The organism is Nonomuraea sp. NPDC003201, assembly GCF_053590415.1.
On sequence record NZ_JBSFTC010000066.1, the window covers coordinates 1 to 20,152 of the forward strand.

Below are 20,152 nucleotides of genomic sequence, written 5' to 3' on the forward strand. Positions count from 1 at the left end.
GCTGGCCACCGGACCCACCCCGAGAGAACGAACGCAAGGGCTCACCACCGACGTCCCACCCGAAGCCGGCCCGTTCTCGATGACCGCCGAACCCGCCGGCCACCTGGTGGTGACCCTGTCCACCCCGCCAAGCCAACTACCCGCACTGGCCATCGACCAGATCGTCTGCACGGCCGCCGCCCTGGCACCGGAAACCCCTGGCCAGGTCACCATCCTCGGCGCCGGGCAGGACATCGGCCCCCGAAGCTGCCCGAGGTGACACGGGCGGTCTTGGCCAGATCGTCCCATTCAGCGCATACGTACCACGTCGCCGAGCCTGACCCTGGCGCCTGTCCGCAGCACCGCCCGCTGGTACACCTTGGCGCCGAAGGCCAGCGCCGCGAGCACCGCCGCCACCATCGCCGCCGTGGCGAGCACCGCCTGCCACAGCGGCACCTCGGTCGCGGCCATCCGCACCGGCATGACGATCGAGGAGAACGGCGGCACGTACGACATGACCATGGCCGGCGTACCCGTGGGATCGATGGTGGCGTAGAAGGCCACGAAGTAGCTCACCATGATCACCATGATGATCGGCGTCAGCACGCTGTTGACCTCCTCCAGGCGCGAGACCAGCGAGGCGAACGCCCCCGCCAGCGTGGCGAAGAAGGCGTACCCGAGGACGAACCACACCACCACCCCGGCCACCAGCCCCGGCATGCCGGGCGGGAAGTCGCCGGCGATACCTGAGACCATGGAGGCGGTCAGGCCGACCGTCAGGATCGTGACCAGGTTGATCAGGCCGACCGCGCCCAGCCCGACGATCTTGCCGCCGAACAGCTGCCACGGCCGCAGCGTGGAGAGCAGGATCTCCACGATCCTGCTGCCCTTCTCCTCCACCACTCCCATGGCCACCATCCCGATCTGGCCGATGAGCATCATGAAGAGCACGATCACCAGCACCACGGCGAGCCCGGTGCGCGCGGCCTGATAGCGGGTGTCGGCGCCCACGGACTCCATCTTCAGCGGCGGGATCGACACGCCTGCGGCCCCGAGCTTCGCCTCCCGGTTGACGCTCTGCAGGAGCACGCCGAGCTGGTCGTCGATCTCCCCGTCCGTGAGCACCTTGGTGCCGTTGACCAGCACCGCGTCCACGTCCTTTGCGAGCACGGCCCGCTTGGCGGCGGCCTCGTCGGAGAACGCGCGCCAGGTGAACTCCGAGTCCGGGGCGGCGGCCTCCAGCGGTAGCCGCTGGGAGTTGACGGTGCCGAGGGTGTAGGAATTAGGCCCGTCGAGCAGCTTCGGCGCGAAGGAGACGGCCGCCACCAGCACGGCCGTGATGATCAGGCCGGTGACGAACGCCTTCGTACGGAGCTGCGTCACGATCTCCCTCCGGGCGACCAGCATCAACTCGTTCACGCCACGGCCTCCTTGAAGATCTCGGTGAGGGTCGGGCGCTCGTGGCCGAAGTGCTCGACGTGCCCGGCCTTGATGGCGCGGCGCAGGATCTCCTGGTCGTCGCCGTTCGTCGTACGCAGAATGTGCCGGTCGCCGGACACGGTGACCGTGCCGGGCAGGCCGTCCGCCCAGCCGGGGGACGGATCGCGGACGACCACCCGCAGCGTGTCGTCCTCGGCCGAGCGCAGGTCGGTCACCGTGCCCGAGGCCACCATCCGCCCGGCGGACACGATGCCGACCGAGTCGCACAGCCGCTCGACCAGCTCCAGCTGGTGGCTGGAGAAGATCACCGGCACGCCGCCCCTGCACCGTTCCTGCAGAGCGGTGGCCAGCGCGTCCACCGCGATCGGGTCGAGTCCGGAGAACGGCTCGTCCAGCACCAGGACCTCGATGTCGTGCACCAGCGCCACGGCGAGCTGCACGCGCTGCTGGTTGCCCAGCGAGAGCGCCTGCACCGGGTCGTTCCTGCGCTCGGCCACGCCCAGCCGCTCCATGAGATCCTCGGTGGCCTTCTTGGCGGTGGCGGCGCTCATCCCGTGCAGGCGGCCGAAGTATTCGATCTGCTCGGCGACCCGCATCTTCTGGTAGAGGCCGCGTTCTTCCGGCATGTAGCCGAAGCGGCGCCGGTCGTCGTAGCCGAGCGTGCGGCCCTGCCAGCTCACCGAGCCGGAGTCGGCCTGGAGCACACCCATCACGATGCGCATGGTCGTCGTCTTGCCCGCGCCGTTCGCGCCGACGAACCCGAACATCTCCCCCGGCCGTACGGCGAAACTGATCCCGTCCAGGGCGATCTTGCCGTCGGGAGCGTCGGGTCCGCCCGCGAAGCGCTTGTGTAACTCGCTGATCTCGAGCATCAGGTGCTCTCCTCCATCATGGGTGCCGTCGAGAACTGTGCGATGAGCCGCCGTGATGCGTCATGTCAGCCGCCCCCGCTCGCCGCCGCCGACCTGGCCTCATCGACGCTCTTGCGCAATGCGGTCGCGATCGGCTCGACCGGCGCGGACAGCTGCTGGATCCGGTCCCGGCGCAGACGCGCCTCCCGCCAGGAGGGAACCACCGTCTTGAGCCGGGCCGCCGTGGCCAGCGCCGCCAGGACGCGGACGTCCTCATCCAGGAGCCCGACCGGCTGGCCGCCGCGGATGGCCTGGCCGACGCGCTCGGCCAGCCTGCGCGACAGGTACGCCTTGCGCGGCGTGATCCGCTCGACCGGGAACAGCAGGATCCGGCGCCGCTCCACGTCGATCATCCGGGCGGCCGCCAGCTCGTCGCGTACCAAGCGGACCGCCTTGCCGTTGTGCTTCTGCACCCACCGCCGCCACGAGCGGGGCGGCGAGTTCGAGATCTGCTCCCAGACCACGGCCCGCAGGGAACCCGGCTCGGCGGCCGGAGCGGTGAGAGCCCGCGCCCTGCCCGACTCGTCCGCCAGGTTGCCCGCCAGCAGCAGCTCGGCGAGGGTGGCCGCGCGCAGCAGGCAGCCCAGGTCTCCCCGCTGGGTCAGCTTCTCCTTCCGCAGGTCGAAGGCCAGTAGGAAGGCCGATCGGGTCAGTGACTCACCCTGCTTCACTTGCGTCTCCATCCGCCTGCTCCCCTTCTTCTTCCTGATCTGTGTCGTCCTCCCGTGCCTTCCTCTGCCGTCCGCGCGGGCGCATCCGCCCCACGCTGTCGGGCAGGCGTCCGGCCTCCGAGAGGGCCCTGCGCAACAGGAACTCGATCTGCGAGTTCGTGCTGCGCAGGTCGTCGGCGGCCCACCTGGCCAGCGCGTCGTGGACCACCGGGTCGAGCCGCAGCAGGATCTTCTTCCGCTCCACGGCGATTACTGGTAGAGCGTGCCGGTGTTGACCACCGGCTGGGTGTCGCGGTCGCCGACCAGCACCACCATGAGATTGCTGACCATGGCCGCCTTGCGCTCCTCGTCCAGCTCCACCACGTCGTCCTCGGCGACCTTGGCCAGCGCCATCTCGACCATGCCGACCGCCCCCTCGACGATCCGCTGCCTGGCCGCCACCACCGCCGCGATGTGCCGCACGGCCGTCCCCGCCTGGATGGCCACGAAGTCATCCACCTCGAACACCGCGGTCGCGATCTGGATCGGGTTGCCGCCGGCGTCGTTGACCTTCGTCACGTCCGTCGCGCCGGCGCACCGTGATCGGGTTGACCCGCTGGAAGCCGGGGGTGCGCAGGGGGCCGACGTACCGGCCGAGCAGTTGCGCCACCCTGGCCTCCCCCGGTGCCACCGCGGTGAGGCCGACGGACATGAAGAGCCCGAGCAGGATCATCAGGCTGCTCGCGATGACCACCCACATGCCGTCCTGCCCGGCCCCCGCGGCGAGCAGGACGATCCCCACGACGAGCAGCGCTATCCCGGCCAGGTCCAGCCCCGTCGCCACCCCCAGCATCACGAACCCGTTGGCCACCCGCACCGGGTGCTCGCTCGTGCGCGGTGCGGGCATGTCCACGACGGCGGTCTCAAGTACGGCCTCACCCGATGCGTTCGCCATCGTCCGCCCCTTCTATGTGACTTCACCTTGCTAGCAAAGTGATATCACTTTTTGGGTGACTAGGGAAGGCCAGGTTTGAGCTCCTCCCCTCCGCGCCCGTCAGAGCGACTTGACGAGCGCGGCGGCGAATGCCGGGGCGTCGGTGATGAAGCCGATGTGGCCGCCGGGAAGCTCGGCCACGTCGCGGCCCAGACGCGTGCCCAGCGCCACGGTCGCCTCGTAACAGGGGTGTCCGCGTGATTCGCGGCCGACCGCGGGAGTGACACGACCGGCGTGCGCCGCGAGCGAGGCAAGGTCGAGAGGGGCCGGCGGGTACTGGCGTAGCTCGTGCTCGAACCAGTAGGCGGCGTTGGCGTCGTTTCTCGGGGCGTTGGCCATGTACCGGTGGTCATAGGGGGCGAATGTGCGCTCCCGGAACAGCGTCATCGCGGGCTCGGGACCGGAGCGCCGATGGAGGTCGTAGACCTCGGAGAAGAACCGTACCCATGTGTCGCCGTCGGAGAGCAGTCGCGTCACGGGCGGTTCGTACGGGATGAGAGTGCGGATCGCAGAGGGGTGGCGGGCGAGGAGTTCCAGCCCGACCACGGCTCCGGAACTGGCGCCGAAGACGATCGCCGGCCCGGCGCCGAGGTGCTCGATCAGACGGCGAGCGTCGTCGGCGTCGGTTTCCAGGCGGCGGTCGTAGTCCTGCGAGCCTTCGAGGAGGCTGCGGGAGAAGCCGCGGCGGTCGTAGATGGCGACGGTGAAGTGGGCGGTCAGATGCTGGGTGACGGCTCGATATACGTCGGCCACGCCAGGGGCGCCTGTGATCAGGAGGAGGAGAGGGCCCCTCCCGTGGGTCTCGTAGTAGAGACGGGCTCCTGGGACTTCGAGCGTGCTCACGTGTCCAGCGCTCCTCATCTGTTCGCGGTGTTGCGGAATTTTGCGATACAGAGTGTATGTATATAGTACGACATGTTCCAGACCGAGACAGAGAGGCAGCGTCATGACAGGAACGCCGCACGGTCATCGCGGCCGTACGCCATCGGCGTTCCTCGAAGCCCGGCGGTCGCATCCCCGACGGCGTCCTGGCCCGGCTCGCCGCGCTCACCAGAATCCGACCCTCACCGAATCCCGAAAGGACTGCCGATGCCGACCGCCGAAGCCCGCGTCGCAACCGAACGCGCCGGCCGATACCTCGTCCAGCTATGCCGCCACGCCACCCAGGTGGGCCACGGCTTCCCCGCTCACCCCGGCCGCGACCGGCACATGGGCAGCGAGAGGCCGAAGAACGTCCAGGCCGAGTGGTCGGAGACCAGCGGGACCATCACCGTCGACGGGGGATCCTGCGTTCTGGAGGCCACGCCCGAGGCCCTGACCTTACGGATCGAGGCCGAGGACGAGGACGGGCTGCAGCGCCTCCAGACCCTCCTCACCAGGAACATCACGCGGATGGGCAGAAGGGACAGCCTGGCCGTGGAGTGGAACCGTACGGACGCGAACACCGGAACGGCGCCCGCCGTGGCGAAGGCCACGCCGCGTCGAGGCCGGCACACGGTGCTCGGTCTTACGGTGGCCGCCGTCGTCGCGATCGGCGTTCACGTGGGCCTGGCCGCAGGCGTTCTGGCGATTCCGCATTGGGCCGGACTGGGCGCGGACGTCGTCCTGGTGGCCCTCCTGGTGAAGGCGGCCCTTGTGGCGACCCACGTCTGGCGCCGCCGCCGACCGTCCGCCAAAGCCCGCTGAGCCCGAGCGGGCGTCCGGCTCAGCGGGCTCGCAACCCGGACAACGTGAGTGCGACGAGCCGCTGGACAGCGGCTTTTGACGGAAGTGCGCCGGCCGCCTGAAGCGCGTGGAGGCAGAACGTGGCCAGCTCGTCCGCCGCCACGTCGTCACGTATGACACCGGCCCGCACGGCATCGGCCAGCGCATCGCGGAACATGGCGTGCAGCTGCTGCCGGGCGTGGCCGGCGTCGTGCGATCGGTGCAGGAGGGTGACGAGGTCGGGGCTGAAACCGTGCCCTGCCATCTGCTGGTTGATGAGCGCGTACGCCTCCAGCATGGCCTCGAGCCGCTGCCCGGCGTCGCTCTCATGCTCAGCCGCCCGTACGAGGTGCTCCAGATGCCCGGCGACCTGGCGGTTGTGCCAGGCCACCAGAATCGTCTCGACGTCGGGGAAGTACTTGTAGAGCGTGGCCCGGCCGATGCCGGTCTTCTCGGCGATCTGCGACATCGTCACCGCCAGCAGCCCCCGCTCGCCCACCAGCTCCACTGTGGCGTCCAGGATCGCGTCATGCACGGTACGGCGGTGCGCCTCGATCGTCTCGTTCCACAGTTTGGGCACCCAGCCAGTGTACGAGGCGACGCAGGGGCCCTCTGAGGTGTCGCCGCCGGCGGGACCGGGTTGCTAGGCGTGCTGGCCGAGGAACCCGAGGATCTCGCTGTTGAAGAGCTCAGGCGCCTGCAGGCAAGGCATGTGCCCCACCCCGGGAAGCAGCACGGACGACATCCCGGGCACGCCTTGGGCGATCCGCCGGCCGATCTCCGATGAGATCGATCCGCGGGCCAGTGTCGGTCAGGACCCTGGCGAGTCTCATCGGGGATGTCCTCTCGTGTGGCCGCCGGTTCCGCGGAGCGCCCGCTTCGAGCAGGTCCAGAGCCAGAGCGTACGACTGTTCGACGGAGGCTCGGGCCGCATCGCTCAGGCGCACCACTACCGGGTCGCGGGCGAAGTACATCTCTCGCCAGCCGGCCAGGCTGTGGATTACTCCATCACGGAAACTTATTCGCCGAGCCTGGCCGGCACGCGCGACCCCCGGACTGTCACCGCAGGAGTCGCGCTTCGAAAGGCGCGAGAGTGACCGCACCGGGCAGCCGGTCTCCCTCGCCGACGGTCGCATGCGATGACCAGAGCGTGCTCCGGGACCCGGGAAACGCGACCGTCCGGTCGCGGTCGGAAAGGTTCACCGCCACGACGAGCGAGTTCTCGCCGTCGCCACGGAGGTAGGCGAGATGGTCCGGGCCGGCGGAGAGCACGGTGATGCCGCCCTGACGCAGCACGGCCAGCTCTCGCCGGAGCTTCAGGAGTTCCCGGACGCGGGAGAGGAGCGAGCGGGGGTCGAGCTCCTGGCTCTCGACGCTGAACCGTCCCGCCCACGCTGGTACGGGCAACCACGGCTCGACGTCGTCGGGCGTGAATCCGGCGTGCGACGGCGTCGCCTCCCAGGGCATGGGCATCCGCTGGGGATCCCGGCCGAGTCCGAGGCCGGGCGCGCGGAGTTCGGCGCAGTCGCGGGCGCGCCCGGCCTCGACCGGGGCGTCGGGCAGGCCGAGTTCGTCGCCGTAGTAGAGCGTCGGCGTCCCCTTGAGCGTGAGCAGCAGGGCCAGCGCGCCGGGGACGCGTTCCGTCCCGATGCGGCTGGCGAGCCGGGACCTGTCGTGGTTGCTCAGCACCCAGTTGGGGTGCGAGCCGGGCGGGAGCGCGGCGTAGTAGCGCTGGATGAGTGTCGCCAGGTCGAGGCCGTTCCAGGGGGCGTCGATGAGGGAGAAGTTCATCGCGATGTCCAGCCCCCGCGTGCCGAGGGCGGCGACGCGTTCGAGCTTGAGGTGGAGCTCACCCATCAGCATCCGGTCGTCGTACTCGTCGATGACCGTGTGCATCTGCGCGAGCAGGCCCGGGAGCTCGGGTTGGTCGGCGGTGTACTTCTGGATCTGCCGGACCGTCGTGTGCGCGGCCGCGCCGCCGATCTCGAACGACTCGCCGCCGTCCTCCATCATCGGGTTGTCGCGCAGCTGCGCGTCCTTGATGAGCCGCCACAACGCGTCCACGCGGAACCCGTCGACCCCGCGGTCCAGCCAGAACCTCATGACCTCGAACATCGCCTCCCGGACGGCCGGGTTGCGCCAGTTCAGGCTCGGCTGCTCGGGCAGGTGCGCGTGGTAGTAGTACTGCCCGGTCGGCTCGTGGAAGGTCCAGGCGGGGCCGCCGAAGGCGGAGGCCCAGTTGTTGGGCGGGCTGCCGTCCGGTTTCGGATCGTGCCACAGGTACCAGTCCCGGTGCGTGCTGTCACGGCTCGACAGCGCGTCGCGGAACCAGGGATGTTCGCTGGAGGTGTGCTGGGGCACGTAGTCGAGGACGACACGCAGCCCTCGATCGTGCGCCCCTCGTACGACGCGATCGAAGGTGGCCGGATCGCCGAACACCGTCCCGACCTCCGTGTGACCGGACACGTCGTAACCGAAGTCCAGCAGCGGCGACGCATAGATCGGGCTCAGCCACACCGCGGTCACGCCGAGTGCCGCGATGTGGTCGAGGCGCCGCTCCACGCCCCGCAGATCGCCGAATCCGTCCGCGTCGCCGTCCTGGAACGACGGCACGTACACCTGGTAGAAGACGCCCTCGCGCCACCACCGTCCGTTCTGGGCGTTCATCCTTTGACTGCTCCCGCGGTGAGGCCGGACACGATCTTTCTCTGGAAGACCAGAACCAGGAGAACGAGCGGGATCGAGATGATCACGGACGCGGCGCTGATCGTGCCGAGCGGTTGCTCGTACTCGCTCGCGCCGGTGAAGAACGCGATGGCGACGGGGACGGTGCGAGCCTCGGGACTGTACGTCAGCGTGGCCGCGAGCAGGAACTCGTTCCAGGCGAAGATGAACGCGAGGATCCCCACGGTGGCTATGCCGGGTGCGGCAAGCGGGAGGATGACCTTGTAGTAGGCCTGGAACGGGGACGTGCCGTCGATGTACGCCGCCTCCTCGAGCTCCACGGGGATCTCTTTGAAAAAGGACACGAGGGTGTAGATCGACAACGGCAGGGTGAACGTCAGATAGGGGATGATCAGCCCGACCAGCGTGTTGTAGAGCCCGAGATCGTTCCACAGGGAGAACATCGGCGCGGCGATCGCGATACCTGGGAAAGTCGTCACGGACAGCACGATGCTCAGGATGAGGAACTTGCCGCGCATCCTGAGCCGCGCGAGAGGATACGCGGCGAACGACGCGACGGCGAGCGCGAGCAGGGTCGTCGTCGTCGCCACGATGACGGAGTTGACCAGCGCGCCCACGAACTGGCTGTCGCCGAGCACCGCCAGGTAATTCTCGAAAGTGGGGCGCGGCGGGGTGAGACTCGCCGTCGAGAGGTCGGGCCCGGTCTTCAACGACGTGTTGACCAGCCAGTACACCGGCACGATCGAGAAGACCATGACGACGGCCATGGCACACCAGACCAGCGGGTTGTGCTCCGGACCGCGCCGTCGGGCCCTTCGCCGTGGCGACGGCTGCCGGCCGGTGGCGGTGTTGCTCATCGCGAACCTCCCTTGACGACCGATCGGATGTTGCCGCCGGCGAAGCGGATGTAGAGGAAGGACACGAGCATGACGATGGCGAACGTGAGGATCGACACCGCGGATCCTTCGCCGATCAGCTGGTTGCCGCGCAAGGTCTGGTAGGCCAGGACGGACATCGTCTCCGTGCCGTAGGCGCCACGCGTCAGCACGAACGGCAGGTCGAAAACGCGCAGAGCGTCGAGCGTACGGAAGATCATCGCCAGCGCGATGGCGGGCCACAGCAGGGGCAGCGTGATGCTCCAGAAGTGCCGCAGAGCGCCGGCGCCGTCGATCTGCGAGGCCTCCCGCAGGTCGGCGGGGATGACCTGGAGCCCGGCGAGCACCAGGAGCGCGACGAAGGGCGCCGTCTTCCAGACGTCCGCCAGGATCACCACCGTCATCGCGTATCCGCTCTGCCCCAGCCAGACCACGCCGGCGTCGGTGAGGCCGAGGGAGCTGAGCATCGTGGAGACGAGGCCCAGGTCCGGGTCGAAGATGGTCCGCCACGTGATGGCGGACACGACCGTCAGGATCGCGTACGGGAGCAGCACGATGCTGCGCAGCAGCGTCCTGAACCGGAAGGCGATGTTCAGCAGGAGCGCCAGGCCGATCCCGATGACCAGCTCGAGCGGGACCGAGATCGCGGTGAACAGGAAGGTGTTGCGCACGGCTTCCCACCACGCGCGCGAGGTGAGCTGCTCGACGTAATTGCCCAGGCCGACGAATCGCGAGAGCCCAGGGGTGATGACGCTGTACTGGTGCAGCGAGAGCCAGATCGCGTAGAGCACGGGATAGCCGGCGACGCCGGCCATGAGGATGAGGGCGGGCGCCACCATACGCGCCGCGAGGCGCCTCTCGGTGGAGTCCGAGAGGTGCCTCGAGGATCGGGAGAACCGCATCGCCATCAGAACGTCTTCAGGGCGGTGCCGACCTTGTCCGCCATCTGCGAGGCCCCTGCCTGCGGAGTCAGCTCTCCGGAGAGCACCTTCCCCACGGTCTGGTAGATCGCCTGCGAGATCTGCGGATAGACGGGCGACACCGGCCGCGCCTTCGCGCTCGTCAGCGCCTTCAGCAGCTCCTGCGAGAACGGCAGCGCCTTCTTGACCGGCTCGGACGTGTAGGCCGCCGCGACGGCGGGGGCGAGCGCGTTCTTGACCGCGATCTGCTCCTGCCAGCTGTCGCTGGTCATGAAGTCGATCATCGCGAGGGCGCCCGCCTGGTTCTTGGAGAACGTGCTGACCGCGACGTTGCTGCCGCCGAGCACGCCGACGCCGTTGCCCGGCGTCTTCCAGCCGGGAAGCGGCATCACGGCGAACTTGCCGGCGATGGCCGACTTCTGGCCGGCCGCGTAGGCGTAGGGGTAATTACGCATGGTCGCCCCGGCGCCGGACTCGAACGCGAGGCGGGTGGCGTCCTCGTCGTACGTCAGCACCGCCTTCGGCGCGGCGCCCTTGTTGATGCCGTTCTGCATGAACGTGAGGACTTCGGCCGTCTGCGGCGAATTGACGGCCACCTCGCCCTTGTCGTTCAGCATCTCGCCGCCCGCGCTGTACAACAACTCGAGAAAGCTCACAGTGAGCGACTCACTTTGTGAGGCCTGGTAGAGAAATCCCTTCTTGGAGTCCGCCTCGCCATATGAGTAGAGCTGCTGCCAGGTCTGCGGAGCCTCCGTCTTGTCGGTGCGGTAGTAGAGCAGACCGGTGTTCGAATAGAACGGGACACCCCAGTATTTGTCCTTGTAGAGCAGGGTGCCGGCCGTGGACGGAATGAGTTTGTCCAGCTTGGCCGAGATGACTTTGCTCATGTCCGCGAGCCAGCCCTGGGCGGCCAGCTGCGCCGTCCACACCACATCCAGGCGGACGACGTCACACTGCGTCGACTTCGTCTGCATTCGCTGGGTAATCTGCTGCAGCTGGTCGTCGGCCGACGCTCCCAGCTCCACATAATTGGCCACCGTCCCCGGGTTGGCCTTGTTGAAGGCCTCCATCGTCGCCTTCCAGACGCCCGAGGAGTCCGTGGGCCCGCAGACCGTGACATTTCCCTTCGCGGACTTGGCCAGCGCCGGATCCATTGCCGTACTGGTGGAGGCCGACTGCTGGGAGCCGGAACATGCGGTGAGCGCTACGGCCAGTGCTGAGCCCGCTCCGATTACCGTGACGGCACGGAGCAGACGTCGTTCACGTGTCAACATCATTGCCGCTTTCTCTGGTTACTTCTGGGCTATGTCGTCGTAGCGCCACGAATCGAGCAGGCCCGGGGAGTTTGCTGTTGAAGGGGATTCTCGCTAGAATCCGAATAATCCTATTTGTAGGATGAATGGAGTAGATCACATGATCGAACCTCGTGTCAAGGTGACCAGGAGAAACCTGTCGGCCTCGATCGCCGACGACCTGCTGTTCAAGATCAAGAGTGGCCAGTTTCCGCCGGGCTCGAAGGTGCCGGGGGAGAAGGAATTGATGGAGGCTTACGGGGTTGGCCGCAACACCGTCCGGGAGGCGGTCCAATCGCTGGTGACCATGGGTTACCTCGACGTGCGCCCACGCGTCGGAGCGCGGGTGACCTCCGTCCCGATCGAAGAGGCGGTCGAGGCGGCGGCGATCTCCGCATTACTGGAGGGGCAGGCCGTTGGGGACATCTATGAGCTGCGGCGCGTGCTGGAGACCGCGATAGCCGAGCGGGCGGCGACCGAGGCGAGTCCCGCCGACCTCGAGGCGATCGGCGTCGCCCTCGACGACTACGAACGCGCCCACCGGGACGGGCAGGGCGCCTACCGCGCCGACGTCGCCTTCCACGCGGCGCTGGCGGTCGCGAGCCACAACGTGGCGTTCCGCAACGTGCTCGAGGGCGTGGGGGATCTTCTTCTGAACGCGCGCCAGCTGACCGACCGTCTGCCTGGCGCGATCTCACTCGCGCTGAAGGAGCACACGGAGATCTTGCGAGCGGTCGAGCAGCGTGACCCCGACAAGGCGCGTCACGCGATGAAGGTGCACATGGACACTTCCGTGGAGGCGTGGAAACGCGCCCAGCGACTCTTCGTCGAGAGCTGACCGGCGAGTGAGCGATCACAGGAAGCCGGACGGGGACCGACTCCCGCCCGGCCGGAAAAACCTTCGAGTTGCCGTCGCCAACCCCCTTCACGAGGAGTCCTACCAGCTCATTCTGGAACGCGAACCGCGCGTGACCCTGCTGTTCGATCCCTCGTTGCTGCCGCCCCTCCGGCACCAGGCGGACTTCTCCGGCGATCCCGGATTTCGGCGGACTCCGGAGCAGCAGCGAAGATTCGAAGCCCTCCTCGATTCCGCCGACGCGCTGCTGGGGATCCCCGACGTCGATCCTGCGGCGCTGGCCCGTACGGTGCAGTCGAATCCGCGCCTGAAGTGGGTGCACACGACCTCCGCCGGCGGCGGCCAGCAGGTCGGGAAGGCCGGGCTGAGCCCGTCGCACTTCCAGAGGGTCACGTTCACCACGTCGGCGGGCGTGCATGGATCGCCGCTGTCCGAGTTCGTGGTGCTGGGAGTCCTCTGCGGCGCCAAGGATCTTCCCCGGCTGCTGCGGCAGAAGAGCCGGCGCCAGTGGGGCGAGCGGTGGATGTCGCGGCAGATCTCCCGGCAGAAGGCGCTGATCCTCGGCTTCGGGGGGATCGGCAGGGCCGTCGCCCGCTCTCTCTCCGCGCTCGGCATGAGCGTCACGGCGACCTCACGCCACGCCGACGCCAAACACCTGGACGTCGACAGGTTCGTGAGCATCGACGAATTGGACGACGTCGCCGGCGAGATGGACGTGATCGTGTCCGCGCTGCCGGGCACCGACCTGACGAGACGGCTCGTGGGCGAACGGCTGCTCGCACGGGTCAAGCGCGGTGTCACGTTCGTGAACGTGGGCCGCGGCAGCGTGGTCGACGAACCGGCTCTGATCGCGGCGCTGGAGGACGGGCGGATCGGGTTCGCGGCCCTCGACGTGTTCGAGGTCGAGCCGTTGCCCGCCGCGAGCCCGCTCTGGGGAATGCCCAACGTCTTGATCAGTCCGCACACCGCGGCCCTCGCGGTCGACGAGGAGGCGGCCGTCGTCGAGCTGTTCGCCGACAACGCCACCCGGCTGCTGGACGGGCACGAGCTCGTGAACGTCGTCGACACGGTCGAGTTCTACTGATGCCGCGGGTCGATATCGGCCCATCAGACCGAGGAAGGGGATTTCCGCTGCGACCACTTGTTGTAGTGATGGGCGTGTCCGGGGCCGGAAAGACCACCGTCGGCCGCTTACTCGCCGAGCGGCTGCGAGTGCCTTTCCTCGACGGCGACGACCTTCATCCGCAGGCCAATGTGGCCAAGATGGCTTCGGGCGTCCCGCTCACGGACGACGACCGTCTCCCGTGGCTCGTAACGGTCGGAGGCGCTCTCACCGGCTTACGAGCGGAAGGGGCGGTCGTCGCGTGCTCGGCACTCAAACGGAAATATCGGGAGACCATTCTCGCCGAGGCCCCGAGTGCGGTGTTCGTCGAGCTCCATGCCCCGCCGGACCTCATCGCCCGTCGCGTCGAGGCACGCACCGGGCATTTCATGCCGGGGGCGCTGTTCGACTCGCAAATGAAAACCCTCGAGCCGTTGGAGGCGGACGAACCGGGGTTCCGCGTGGACTGCACTCAGGAGCCGGACCGCGTGGTCGCGAACCTCATGGAGAAGATCCTGCCGCGCGACTCCCGCGTCCCGCCCTGCTGATGCCGCCGAGCCTCACCCGGCCCGGTGGTCCTCACGTGAGTACGGGCGCCGCGGAGGAGCTCCGGTCAGCCAGGCGGCGGCCGAATCGCTGAAGAGGCCGCTCGATGAATCGGTGGCTCAGCCAGCTGGCCGGGAGGAGCACACCGACGAAGAGCACGCTGATGCCGATCTGCATGGGCAGGGGTGACCAGCGCATCTCCCCCGCCAGTTCCATGACGACGAGCAGGATCGGCAGGTGCACCAGATAGAGGGAGTAGCTGATCGTCCCGAGCCAGGTGAGGAAGACGGGCACGCGGCGCGTGCGCCAGACCATGGCAGCGGCGAAGGTGACGCCCGCCAGGACGATGGTCAAGCTCCACACATCAGGCTGAACCCACCACCACCCCGCGTTGATCGCCCACAGAGGCGTCGCCGTCACCAGCACGGCGGCGACGGCCACCGGCCACAGCCGGCCGTCGCCGCGCTCCCACCGGTGAATCGCCGTACCGGCGAACATGACCGCGAGGATCGCGGCGGCGAACCACGGGACGCGGCTGCTCACCAGGACCAGAGCCAGCGCCATGACGCCCAGCGCACATGATCCAACGGTGATCGCGCGTCCGGAGATCACACCCGCCAGACCGATCACGAACACCCCGAACGACAGCCAGGCCAGCCACCCGCCCGACAGCGACGCGCCGGACAGAGCCAGCCCGGTGACGGCGCAGATCAGCCCGAACAGGACCGGGAGCAGAGCCTGGCGGTCACGCACGCCCGTCACGAACAGCGCGGCGACCAGCAGGTAGAAGACCATCTCGTACGACAACGTCCACATGGTGTTCAGCACGCCGGCCACGCCGATCGCGTCCATCAGCATCGTCGCGTGCGCGGCCACCGACGCGACCTCCCTGGGCACCTCGTCGCGTACGGGGATCCACCACGACAGGGCCAGCACCACGGCGATGACCGCGAGGTAGAGCGGATAGAGGCGGAAGAGGCGGCCGATCCAGAAGGCGCGCACGCCGCCCTGCCGTTCAAGCGAGGCCGGGATGATGTACCCGCTGACCAGGAAAAAGACCAAGACGCCGTACACGCCCAGATTGAACGAGGTGGGGCGCAACCAGGGCATGGCCCAGGTCGTCAGGTGCTCTCCCACGACCGCGAGCGCCCCGACGCCACGCAACGCGTCCAGCCACGCCAGTCGGGTAGGCGCAGTATGCGCGGCTTGATGAGTTTTAGGAGGGGCCGTCACCATATGCCAAACGTATCGGAGCGATGATCCAACGCCACATCGCTCCGTCAAGGCCGGCGTCAGGAAGCCTTTTGTCGGAGCGGCCGGGTAGCCTGCGTCGGTGTTCATGGGCAAGAAGCAGCGAGAGCCGTTCCCGGCGGCAGCGAAGACGCTGCTGTGGATACGGGTGCTCAACCAGCTCGGCGCCTATGCCCTGGCCTTTCTCGCGGTGCTCACCGGCCCTGAGCTCGCACCCGCCGCGCTGGCGAGCTTCGGGATCGCCGCGTTGGTCTCACGCTGGATCGGGGCCTTCCTCCTGGACCGCATGCCGCCACGCACGGTCCTCGGCCTGGGCCTCGGCCTGACCGGCCTGTCCTTGCTGGCCCTCGCCGCCGCCCGGACCCCGCCGCACATGCTGGGAGCGGTCGTCCTCGTGGGCCTGGCGTTCGAGCTGTACGAGCCCGCCACCCAGGAGCTCATCGCCCGTGTCGCCACTGGAGCACGGCGGCAGCAGGTGTACGCACTGCTCGGAGTCTGCCTGTCGGCAGCGGGGGCGATGGCCGGCCTGCTCGCCGCCGTCCTGCTGCCTCTGGGCGTGCGGTGGCTGGTGATCACTGATGCGGTCACCTGCCTGGTAGCCGCCGGAGTCGCCCTGCGCTTCCTCCCCCGCGGCGAGGAACGGGTCATCGCGCCGAGACGACGCTGGCGGCCTCCCGCCCCCTTGCTCCGGTTGACCCTCGCCGGCACCGCCTTCGCGGTGGGCTATCTGGCCGTGATGATGTTCATCCCCTTGGCCCTGCTCGAACGCGGCGCCCCTGCCTGGGCACCCGGGCTCACCCTCGCCGGCGCGGCGGTGCTCAGCCCGCTCGCGCTGTGGGCAGGCGGGCGACAGCTGGCACGCCTGGGTCACGGGATCGTGCTCGGTGGCGGCGCCGTGCTGCTCGGCCTGCTCGCCCTGACCATGGCGCTCACCGAACGGCCAGGGCTGACCGCGGCGGCCTACCTCGCGTCCACGGCCGCCAACGGACTGCTGCTCGGACGCTGGCAGAGCCTCGTCGCCGACTCCGCACCCGAGCCCGAACGGCCGCGCTGGTTCGCCTTCCAGGGATCGTCCTGGGGTGTCGCCCAACCCGTCGTCCCAGGTCTGGTGGCCATGTTCGGCTCCTTGGCGGGCGCTCCGGGTGCGGGCGCGTTCTGGACCGCGGCTCTGGCCTTCCTGGTGGTGCCCCTCACCCTCAGCTACTCCTGACCCAGCGCCGCCCGCACGCCCGGCTCGATCGCCGCGCGGAAGGCCGCGTCCAGTTCGGCGGGCGTAGCGGTGCTCTCGCCGTCCACCCACGCCCGCATCAGCCCCATGAACGCGCCGACCACGCACACCACCAGCAGGTCCAGCGAGGCCGACGCCCGCGCGCCCGCGGCCACGAGCTCGTTCCTGACCGCGGCCGCGAGCAGTTGCTCGCCGCGCGCGTACACCTGGCCGCCGCCCCGCCGCCCCAGCAGCGCGCGCACGAGCCGCCGCTGCTCCCGCACGTGCTCGAACATCGGCAGGCTGAACGCGAAAAGCTCCCCCGATCGGGCAGCCGGTACGGGATGCAGGAACGCGAGCTCGTCGAGGTTGCCGAACAGCACGTCCTGCTTGTCCGTGAAGTGCGAGTAGAACGTGGACCGGCCCACGTCCGCGCGCTCGATGATGTCGGTGACGGTCACCGCGTCATACCCCTTCTCCAGGATCAGCGCCACCAGCGCCTCCTGGACGACCCGCCGGGTACGCCGCACCCGCCTGTCTCCGGACACTTTTCCACCCTCTGTTCGGTACCGCACAACACGGCCGATCTGCTCGTTGCCCCCTCACCATTATGAACGCATCATTCATAACTGAACACCTTGTTCATCATTGGGAGGCAATGCCATGGGTCTGGGAAAGCTCCTGCACACCCACGAAGAGCACGCCGACGCCGGCGGCACCATCGACCACCCGCGCGCCTACGAGACCCTCGTCTCGATCGGATTCCTGGGCGGCCGCCGCGCCGCCTTCACCCGGGTGGCGGCAGCGGCCAGGCCACGAGCAGGCGATCGCGTCCTGGACGTCGGCTGCGGCACCGGCTATCTCAGCCGGATCCTCGCCCCGGTCGTCACGCCCAGCGGCCACGTCACCGGCCTGGACCCCTCCCCCGCGATGATCGACTACGCCACCCGGCACGCTCCGGCGAACTGCACCTATGTGGAAGGCGAGGGCCAGGACCTGCCGTTCCCCCACGGCTCGTTCGACCTGGTGGTCTCCAGCTTCGCCGTCCACCACATCCCCGCCGGCGCCCGGCCCGAGGCGCTGCGCCAGATGTTCCGCGTGCTGCGGCCCGGCGGCCGCCTGCTCATCGCCGAATTCCGCCCACCCGCCAACCCCCTGGCCAGACACCTCATCGGCGCCCTCAGCGGCCCCGCCATGCGGCACGACCCTCGCGACCTTCTCGGCACCATGATCCCCGACGCCGGTTTCCAGGTGGAATCAGAAGGCCGCCTGCCGTACCTCCTCTACTACGTCCGCGCCGCACGGCCGTAGAACGCAGTCACAAACAGGCTCAGCGGCGGGCTCGTTAGGGTCTGCGGTATGGCTCAGCACTGGTTCGATCCCGACCGGTCCGGCTCCACCGGCTGGGACCTGGTGGCCGTGGCGCTGTGCGTCCTGGTGTTCTGGCTGCTGATCGACAGCGGTGGCCGCGCCGCCTGGGTTCACGCCGTGCTGATCGCGCTGCTGGTCGTCGGCATGCTGCTGCGCGGGCGGCGGCCGTTCGTCGCGCTGGGCGTCGTCGGCAGGGACGCGTGAGCCATGGCCCTGCGCAACACCGTCGCCGCCGAAGTGATCAAGCTCGTCACCCTTCCGGCCGCGCTCGCCGCGGTCTGCGCGACCGTCCTCGTCCCGGCCGGGCTCGCCGCAGTCATCGCCGCCGGGCCGCCGTCCGCGATGGCGTCGGCGTTCAGGAGCGTCGATTACGCCCAGGCCGGCCTGCTCGTGCTCGGTGTCCTGTCGGTCGCGTCCGAGTACGCCGGGAGCCAGATCCGGACGACCCTCACCGCCGTCCCGGGGCGGATGCCGCTCATGGCGGGCAAGCTCATCGCGTACCTGGTGGTCGCGTCCTGCACCGCCCTGCTCACGGTCACCGGTGCCGCGCTCGCCGCCCGCCTCACCGACGGCGCCGAGGTGGACGTCGCCGGTCTGCTGCGCGCCGCCGCCTATCTGGTGCTGATCGGCCTGCTCGGGGCGGTGGCGGCGACCTTGACCAGGGAGGTCGTCGCCGCGCTCGGCGCCGCGCTCGTGCTGGTCCTGATCCTGCCGCCGGTCCTGGGCCGCGTCACCACCCTGGCCGGCTACCTGCCGAGTGCGGCGGGGGCGCGGATGTACCTGCAAGGGCCGGGGCTGACGCCGGTGGAGGGCGGGCTGGTGCTGGGGGCGTGGCTGGCGGTCGGGCTGGCCGGCGCCGCGCTCGCCTTCTCCCAGCGGGACGCCTGAGGCGAGGAATTCGACCGCAGCCGGGAGGACCTTCAGCGCCGCCTGCGCGAGTCGCACGTCCTGGTGCTCGGCACCGGTGGCCTCAACTCCAAGCACGTACTCGTGAACCCCCCTGCGGCCCCGAACCACTGCCTACAGAGTGATCCAGTAGCGGCGCTTGACGCCCACCTCCGTGGTGCGGACATCCTCCAGGACGCCACCGTTGCGCTCGATGCTGCGCGCCGATCCGACGTTGTCGTCGTCGCAGGTGACCAGGACCTGATCCATACCGAACGCACGCGCCTCGGGCAGAACCGCCCCGAGGGCCCACGTGGCCAGGCCGCGCCTTCGGGCAGAGGGCCGGATGCTGTAGCCGATGTGCCCGCCGATATCGAGGAGGACGGCGTTCAGGTAGTGCCGCAGATCGATGGCTCCCAGGTAGTCGTCGTCCTCGACGATCCACCAGTAGGTGGCGTGGACGCTCCCGTCTCCCAGGGGGACCGACCTGTCCGACTGCTGCCGCAGTTCCTTGACCCACGCCGAGAAGACCTCGGGACTGTCCAGCTCGGCTTCAGGTGCGAGGCGCAAGCCGGTCCCGTCCTGATGGGCACCTGGAGGCCACTCGTCACGCGCCGCGAGCCATGAGGACCGGAGTCGACGTGTGGGGGTGATCAGTTCGGGCATGCGGGCGAGGATAGCAGCCTCTGATCAGGCATTTTACGCTGCCCCTGGCCCGCGACGCCGCACTCTCCGCGGACCTCGCGGGGTCAGGCCTCGTAGGCGCTCGTCAGGCGTGACCGCGACGCCTCCAGGTGGGCGGTCATGGCGCTCGCCGCCGCCTCGGGATCCTTGCGGCAGATGGCGTCGAGCACCGCGCGGTGCTCATCGGCGGCGTGGGTGGCGATCCCGTGGCGGAAGTAGAGGCGGTAGCCATGGGTGTGCGCGCGGAACCTGCGCAGCGTGTCGGCGATGAGCGGGCTGCGACTGGCCTCGGCGATCGCGTTGTGAAACAGGGCGTCCAGTTCCGCGAAGCCACGGTAGGCCTCGTAGGTGTCGCCGAGCAGCGGCGACATCATCTGCTCCAGCGCCTCCCGCATGGCGGCCACCTCGGCATCCGTGGCGTGCCGTGCGGCACGCGCGGCGGCGGACGGTTCGAGGAGCAGGCGAACGTCGTACAGGTCGTCGAGGGCCGCCCGGTCGAGCAGCGGAGCCACCAGATAGCCGGCGTTCGGCCGGCGGACGACGAGCCCCTCCGACTCGCAGCGCGCGAGCGCTTCGCGAACCGGCGTCTGTGACACGTCGAGTTCGCGGGAGAGCCCGTCGATCGACAGCTTCGTCCCGGGCTCCAGGTCGTGATCCATGAGCCGGGCCTTGAGCGCCTGGAATACCGATTCGCGCACGCTGACCTTGGCCGGCTCGTCGGAGCCCGAGCCGCTGGATGCGCCTGCCACCGGCGCGGACTCACTCATCGTCCCTCCATCTGAGACCACCGCGGACATCTT

Annotated in this window: 24 protein-coding genes and 1 pseudogene; 9 read left to right on the plus strand and 16 right to left on the minus strand. The window is 69.1% G+C overall.

Translation table 11 applies throughout. The features are described 5' to 3' along the window. Positions 1–259, plus strand: a 259-nt coding sequence (locus ACWDX9_RS23635) for a hypothetical protein (RefSeq protein WP_449957356.1), incomplete at its 5' end; no start/stop codon positions are given. A gap of 29 nt (positions 260–288) precedes the next feature. Here ACWDX9_RS23635 and ACWDX9_RS23640 read toward each other — a convergent pair. The 6 genes and pseudogenes from ACWDX9_RS23640 to ACWDX9_RS23665 all read right to left on the minus strand — a co-directional run bounded on the left by ACWDX9_RS23640 (position 289) and on the right by ACWDX9_RS23665 (position 4,817). Then, positions 289–1,398: an ABC transporter permease gene (locus ACWDX9_RS23640; protein WP_449957358.1), complete on the minus strand. Its 1,110-nt coding sequence runs from the start codon at positions 1,396–1,398 to the stop codon at positions 289–291. Further along, entirely contained in the window at positions 1,395–2,291 is an 897-nt protein-coding gene (locus ACWDX9_RS23645) for an ABC transporter ATP-binding protein (protein ID WP_449957360.1), read from the minus strand. The genes ACWDX9_RS23640 and ACWDX9_RS23645 overlap by 4 nt, the downstream gene beginning before the upstream one ends. Before the next feature lie 65 nt (positions 2,292–2,356). Then, complete coding sequence (locus ACWDX9_RS23650) at positions 2,357–3,013, minus strand: GPP34 family phosphoprotein (RefSeq protein WP_449957362.1); 657 nt, start codon at positions 3,011–3,013, stop codon at positions 2,357–2,359. Beyond that, entirely contained in the window at positions 2,988–3,245 is a 258-nt protein-coding gene (locus ACWDX9_RS23655) for a hypothetical protein (protein ID WP_449957364.1), read from the minus strand. The genes ACWDX9_RS23650 and ACWDX9_RS23655 overlap by 26 nt, the downstream gene beginning before the upstream one ends. 5 nt (positions 3,246–3,250) lie before the next feature. After that, positions 3,251–3,935 (minus strand): annotated as a pseudogene (locus ACWDX9_RS23660) (SPFH domain-containing protein). A gap of 99 nt (positions 3,936–4,034) precedes the next feature. Continuing rightward, a complete protein-coding gene (locus tag ACWDX9_RS23665) occupies positions 4,035–4,817 on the minus strand; it encodes an alpha/beta fold hydrolase (protein ID WP_449957366.1) in 783 nt (260 codons plus the stop codon). Positions 4,818–5,063: 246 nt separating this feature from the next. On the opposite strand from ACWDX9_RS23665, the gene ACWDX9_RS23670 reads away from it, so the two are divergent. Then, positions 5,064–5,660 carry a DUF2218 domain-containing protein gene (locus tag ACWDX9_RS23670; RefSeq protein WP_449957368.1) on the plus strand — a complete coding sequence of 199 codons (597 nt, stop codon included), beginning with the start codon at positions 5,064–5,066 and terminating at the stop codon, positions 5,658–5,660. A 19-nt stretch (positions 5,661–5,679) separates the two neighbouring features. Here ACWDX9_RS23670 and ACWDX9_RS23675 read toward each other — a convergent pair whose 3' ends face one another. From ACWDX9_RS23675 to ACWDX9_RS23700, 6 genes are all read right to left on the minus strand, one after another. Beyond that, on the minus strand, positions 5,680–6,258 hold the full coding sequence (locus tag ACWDX9_RS23675; RefSeq protein ID WP_449957370.1) for a TetR/AcrR family transcriptional regulator: 579 nt from the start codon (positions 6,256–6,258) through the stop codon (positions 5,680–5,682). A gap of 63 nt (positions 6,259–6,321) precedes the next feature. Beyond that, positions 6,322–6,423, minus strand: a complete 102-nt coding sequence (locus ACWDX9_RS23680) for an alpha/beta fold hydrolase (RefSeq protein WP_449957371.1) — start codon at positions 6,421–6,423, stop codon at positions 6,322–6,324. A gap of 314 nt (positions 6,424–6,737) precedes the next feature. After that, positions 6,738–8,345, minus strand: coding sequence for an alpha-amylase family glycosyl hydrolase (locus ACWDX9_RS23685; protein WP_449957373.1), 1,608 nt, complete (start codon positions 8,343–8,345; stop codon positions 6,738–6,740). Continuing rightward, complete coding sequence (locus ACWDX9_RS23690) at positions 8,342–9,220, minus strand: carbohydrate ABC transporter permease (protein WP_350737030.1); 879 nt, start codon at positions 9,218–9,220, stop codon at positions 8,342–8,344. Before ACWDX9_RS23690 ends, ACWDX9_RS23685 begins: the two co-directional genes overlap by 4 nt. Next, positions 9,217–10,077, minus strand: a complete 861-nt coding sequence (locus ACWDX9_RS23695) for a carbohydrate ABC transporter permease (protein WP_449957375.1) — start codon at positions 10,075–10,077, stop codon at positions 9,217–9,219. The genes ACWDX9_RS23690 and ACWDX9_RS23695 overlap by 4 nt, the downstream gene beginning before the upstream one ends. Before the next feature lie 68 nt (positions 10,078–10,145). Then, entirely contained in the window at positions 10,146–11,312 is a 1,167-nt protein-coding gene (locus ACWDX9_RS23700) for an ABC transporter substrate-binding protein (RefSeq protein ID WP_449957377.1), read from the minus strand. Between the two features lie 259 nt (positions 11,313–11,571). On the opposite strand from ACWDX9_RS23700, the gene ACWDX9_RS23705 reads away from it, so the two are divergent. From ACWDX9_RS23705 to ACWDX9_RS23715, 3 genes are read left to right on the plus strand one after another with little or no spacing between them, the layout of a single operon-like run. Continuing rightward, positions 11,572–12,288, plus strand: a complete 717-nt coding sequence (locus ACWDX9_RS23705) for a FadR/GntR family transcriptional regulator (protein ID WP_355206008.1) — start codon at positions 11,572–11,574, stop codon at positions 12,286–12,288. A gap of 7 nt (positions 12,289–12,295) precedes the next feature. After that, positions 12,296–13,390, plus strand: coding sequence for a D-2-hydroxyacid dehydrogenase (locus ACWDX9_RS23710; RefSeq protein WP_449957378.1), 1,095 nt, complete (start codon positions 12,296–12,298; stop codon positions 13,388–13,390). Then, complete coding sequence (locus tag ACWDX9_RS23715) at positions 13,390–13,956, plus strand: gluconokinase (RefSeq protein ID WP_449957380.1); 567 nt, start codon at positions 13,390–13,392, stop codon at positions 13,954–13,956. The genes ACWDX9_RS23710 and ACWDX9_RS23715 overlap by 1 nt, the downstream gene beginning before the upstream one ends. A gap of 31 nt (positions 13,957–13,987) precedes the next feature. Here the strand turns inward: ACWDX9_RS23715 and ACWDX9_RS23720 are convergent, their stop codons facing one another. Then, positions 13,988–15,190 (minus strand): acyltransferase family protein, encoded by a 1,203-nt coding sequence (locus ACWDX9_RS23720; protein ID WP_449957382.1) that lies wholly within the window; start codon positions 15,188–15,190, stop codon positions 13,988–13,990. Between the two features lie 103 nt (positions 15,191–15,293). Here ACWDX9_RS23720 and ACWDX9_RS23725 point away from each other — a divergent pair, with 103 nt between their 5' ends. Then, positions 15,294–16,415 (plus strand): MFS transporter, encoded by a 1,122-nt coding sequence (locus tag ACWDX9_RS23725; protein ID WP_449957441.1) that lies wholly within the window; start codon positions 15,294–15,296, stop codon positions 16,413–16,415. On the opposite strand, the gene ACWDX9_RS23730 is transcribed toward ACWDX9_RS23725, so the two are convergent. Next, positions 16,406–16,960, minus strand: a complete 555-nt coding sequence (locus tag ACWDX9_RS23730) for a TetR/AcrR family transcriptional regulator (protein WP_449957384.1) — start codon at positions 16,958–16,960, stop codon at positions 16,406–16,408. The two genes, ACWDX9_RS23725 and ACWDX9_RS23730, sit on opposite strands and share 10 nt — an antisense overlap. Before the next feature lie 115 nt (positions 16,961–17,075). On the opposite strand from ACWDX9_RS23730, the gene ACWDX9_RS23735 reads away from it, so the two are divergent. Genes ACWDX9_RS23735 through ACWDX9_RS23745 form a run of 3 tightly spaced genes read left to right on the plus strand, consistent with a single transcriptional unit; the run spans position 17,076 to position 18,671 of the window. After that, positions 17,076–17,723 (plus strand): class I SAM-dependent methyltransferase, encoded by a 648-nt coding sequence (locus ACWDX9_RS23735; RefSeq protein ID WP_449957386.1) that lies wholly within the window; start codon positions 17,076–17,078, stop codon positions 17,721–17,723. 48 nt (positions 17,724–17,771) lie between these two features. Next, positions 17,772–17,987 (plus strand): hypothetical protein, encoded by a 216-nt coding sequence (locus ACWDX9_RS23740; RefSeq protein WP_449957388.1) that lies wholly within the window; start codon positions 17,772–17,774, stop codon positions 17,985–17,987. Positions 17,988–17,990: 3 nt separating this feature from the next. Beyond that, entirely contained in the window at positions 17,991–18,671 is a 681-nt protein-coding gene (locus ACWDX9_RS23745; RefSeq protein ID WP_449957389.1) for an ABC transporter permease, read from the plus strand. 132 nt (positions 18,672–18,803) lie between these two features. Here ACWDX9_RS23745 and ACWDX9_RS23750 read toward each other — a convergent pair whose 3' ends face one another. Continuing rightward, positions 18,804–19,238 carry a GNAT family N-acetyltransferase gene (locus ACWDX9_RS23750; protein ID WP_449957391.1) on the minus strand — a complete coding sequence of 145 codons (435 nt, stop codon included), beginning with the start codon at positions 19,236–19,238 and terminating at the stop codon, positions 18,804–18,806. 179 nt (positions 19,239–19,417) lie between these two features. Next, the gene (locus ACWDX9_RS23755; RefSeq protein WP_449957393.1) at positions 19,418–20,119 is read right to left on the minus strand and encodes a GntR family transcriptional regulator; all 702 of its coding nucleotides are present in this window, start codon (positions 20,117–20,119) and stop codon (positions 19,418–19,420) included. Between the last annotated feature and the right edge of the window lie 33 nt (positions 20,120–20,152).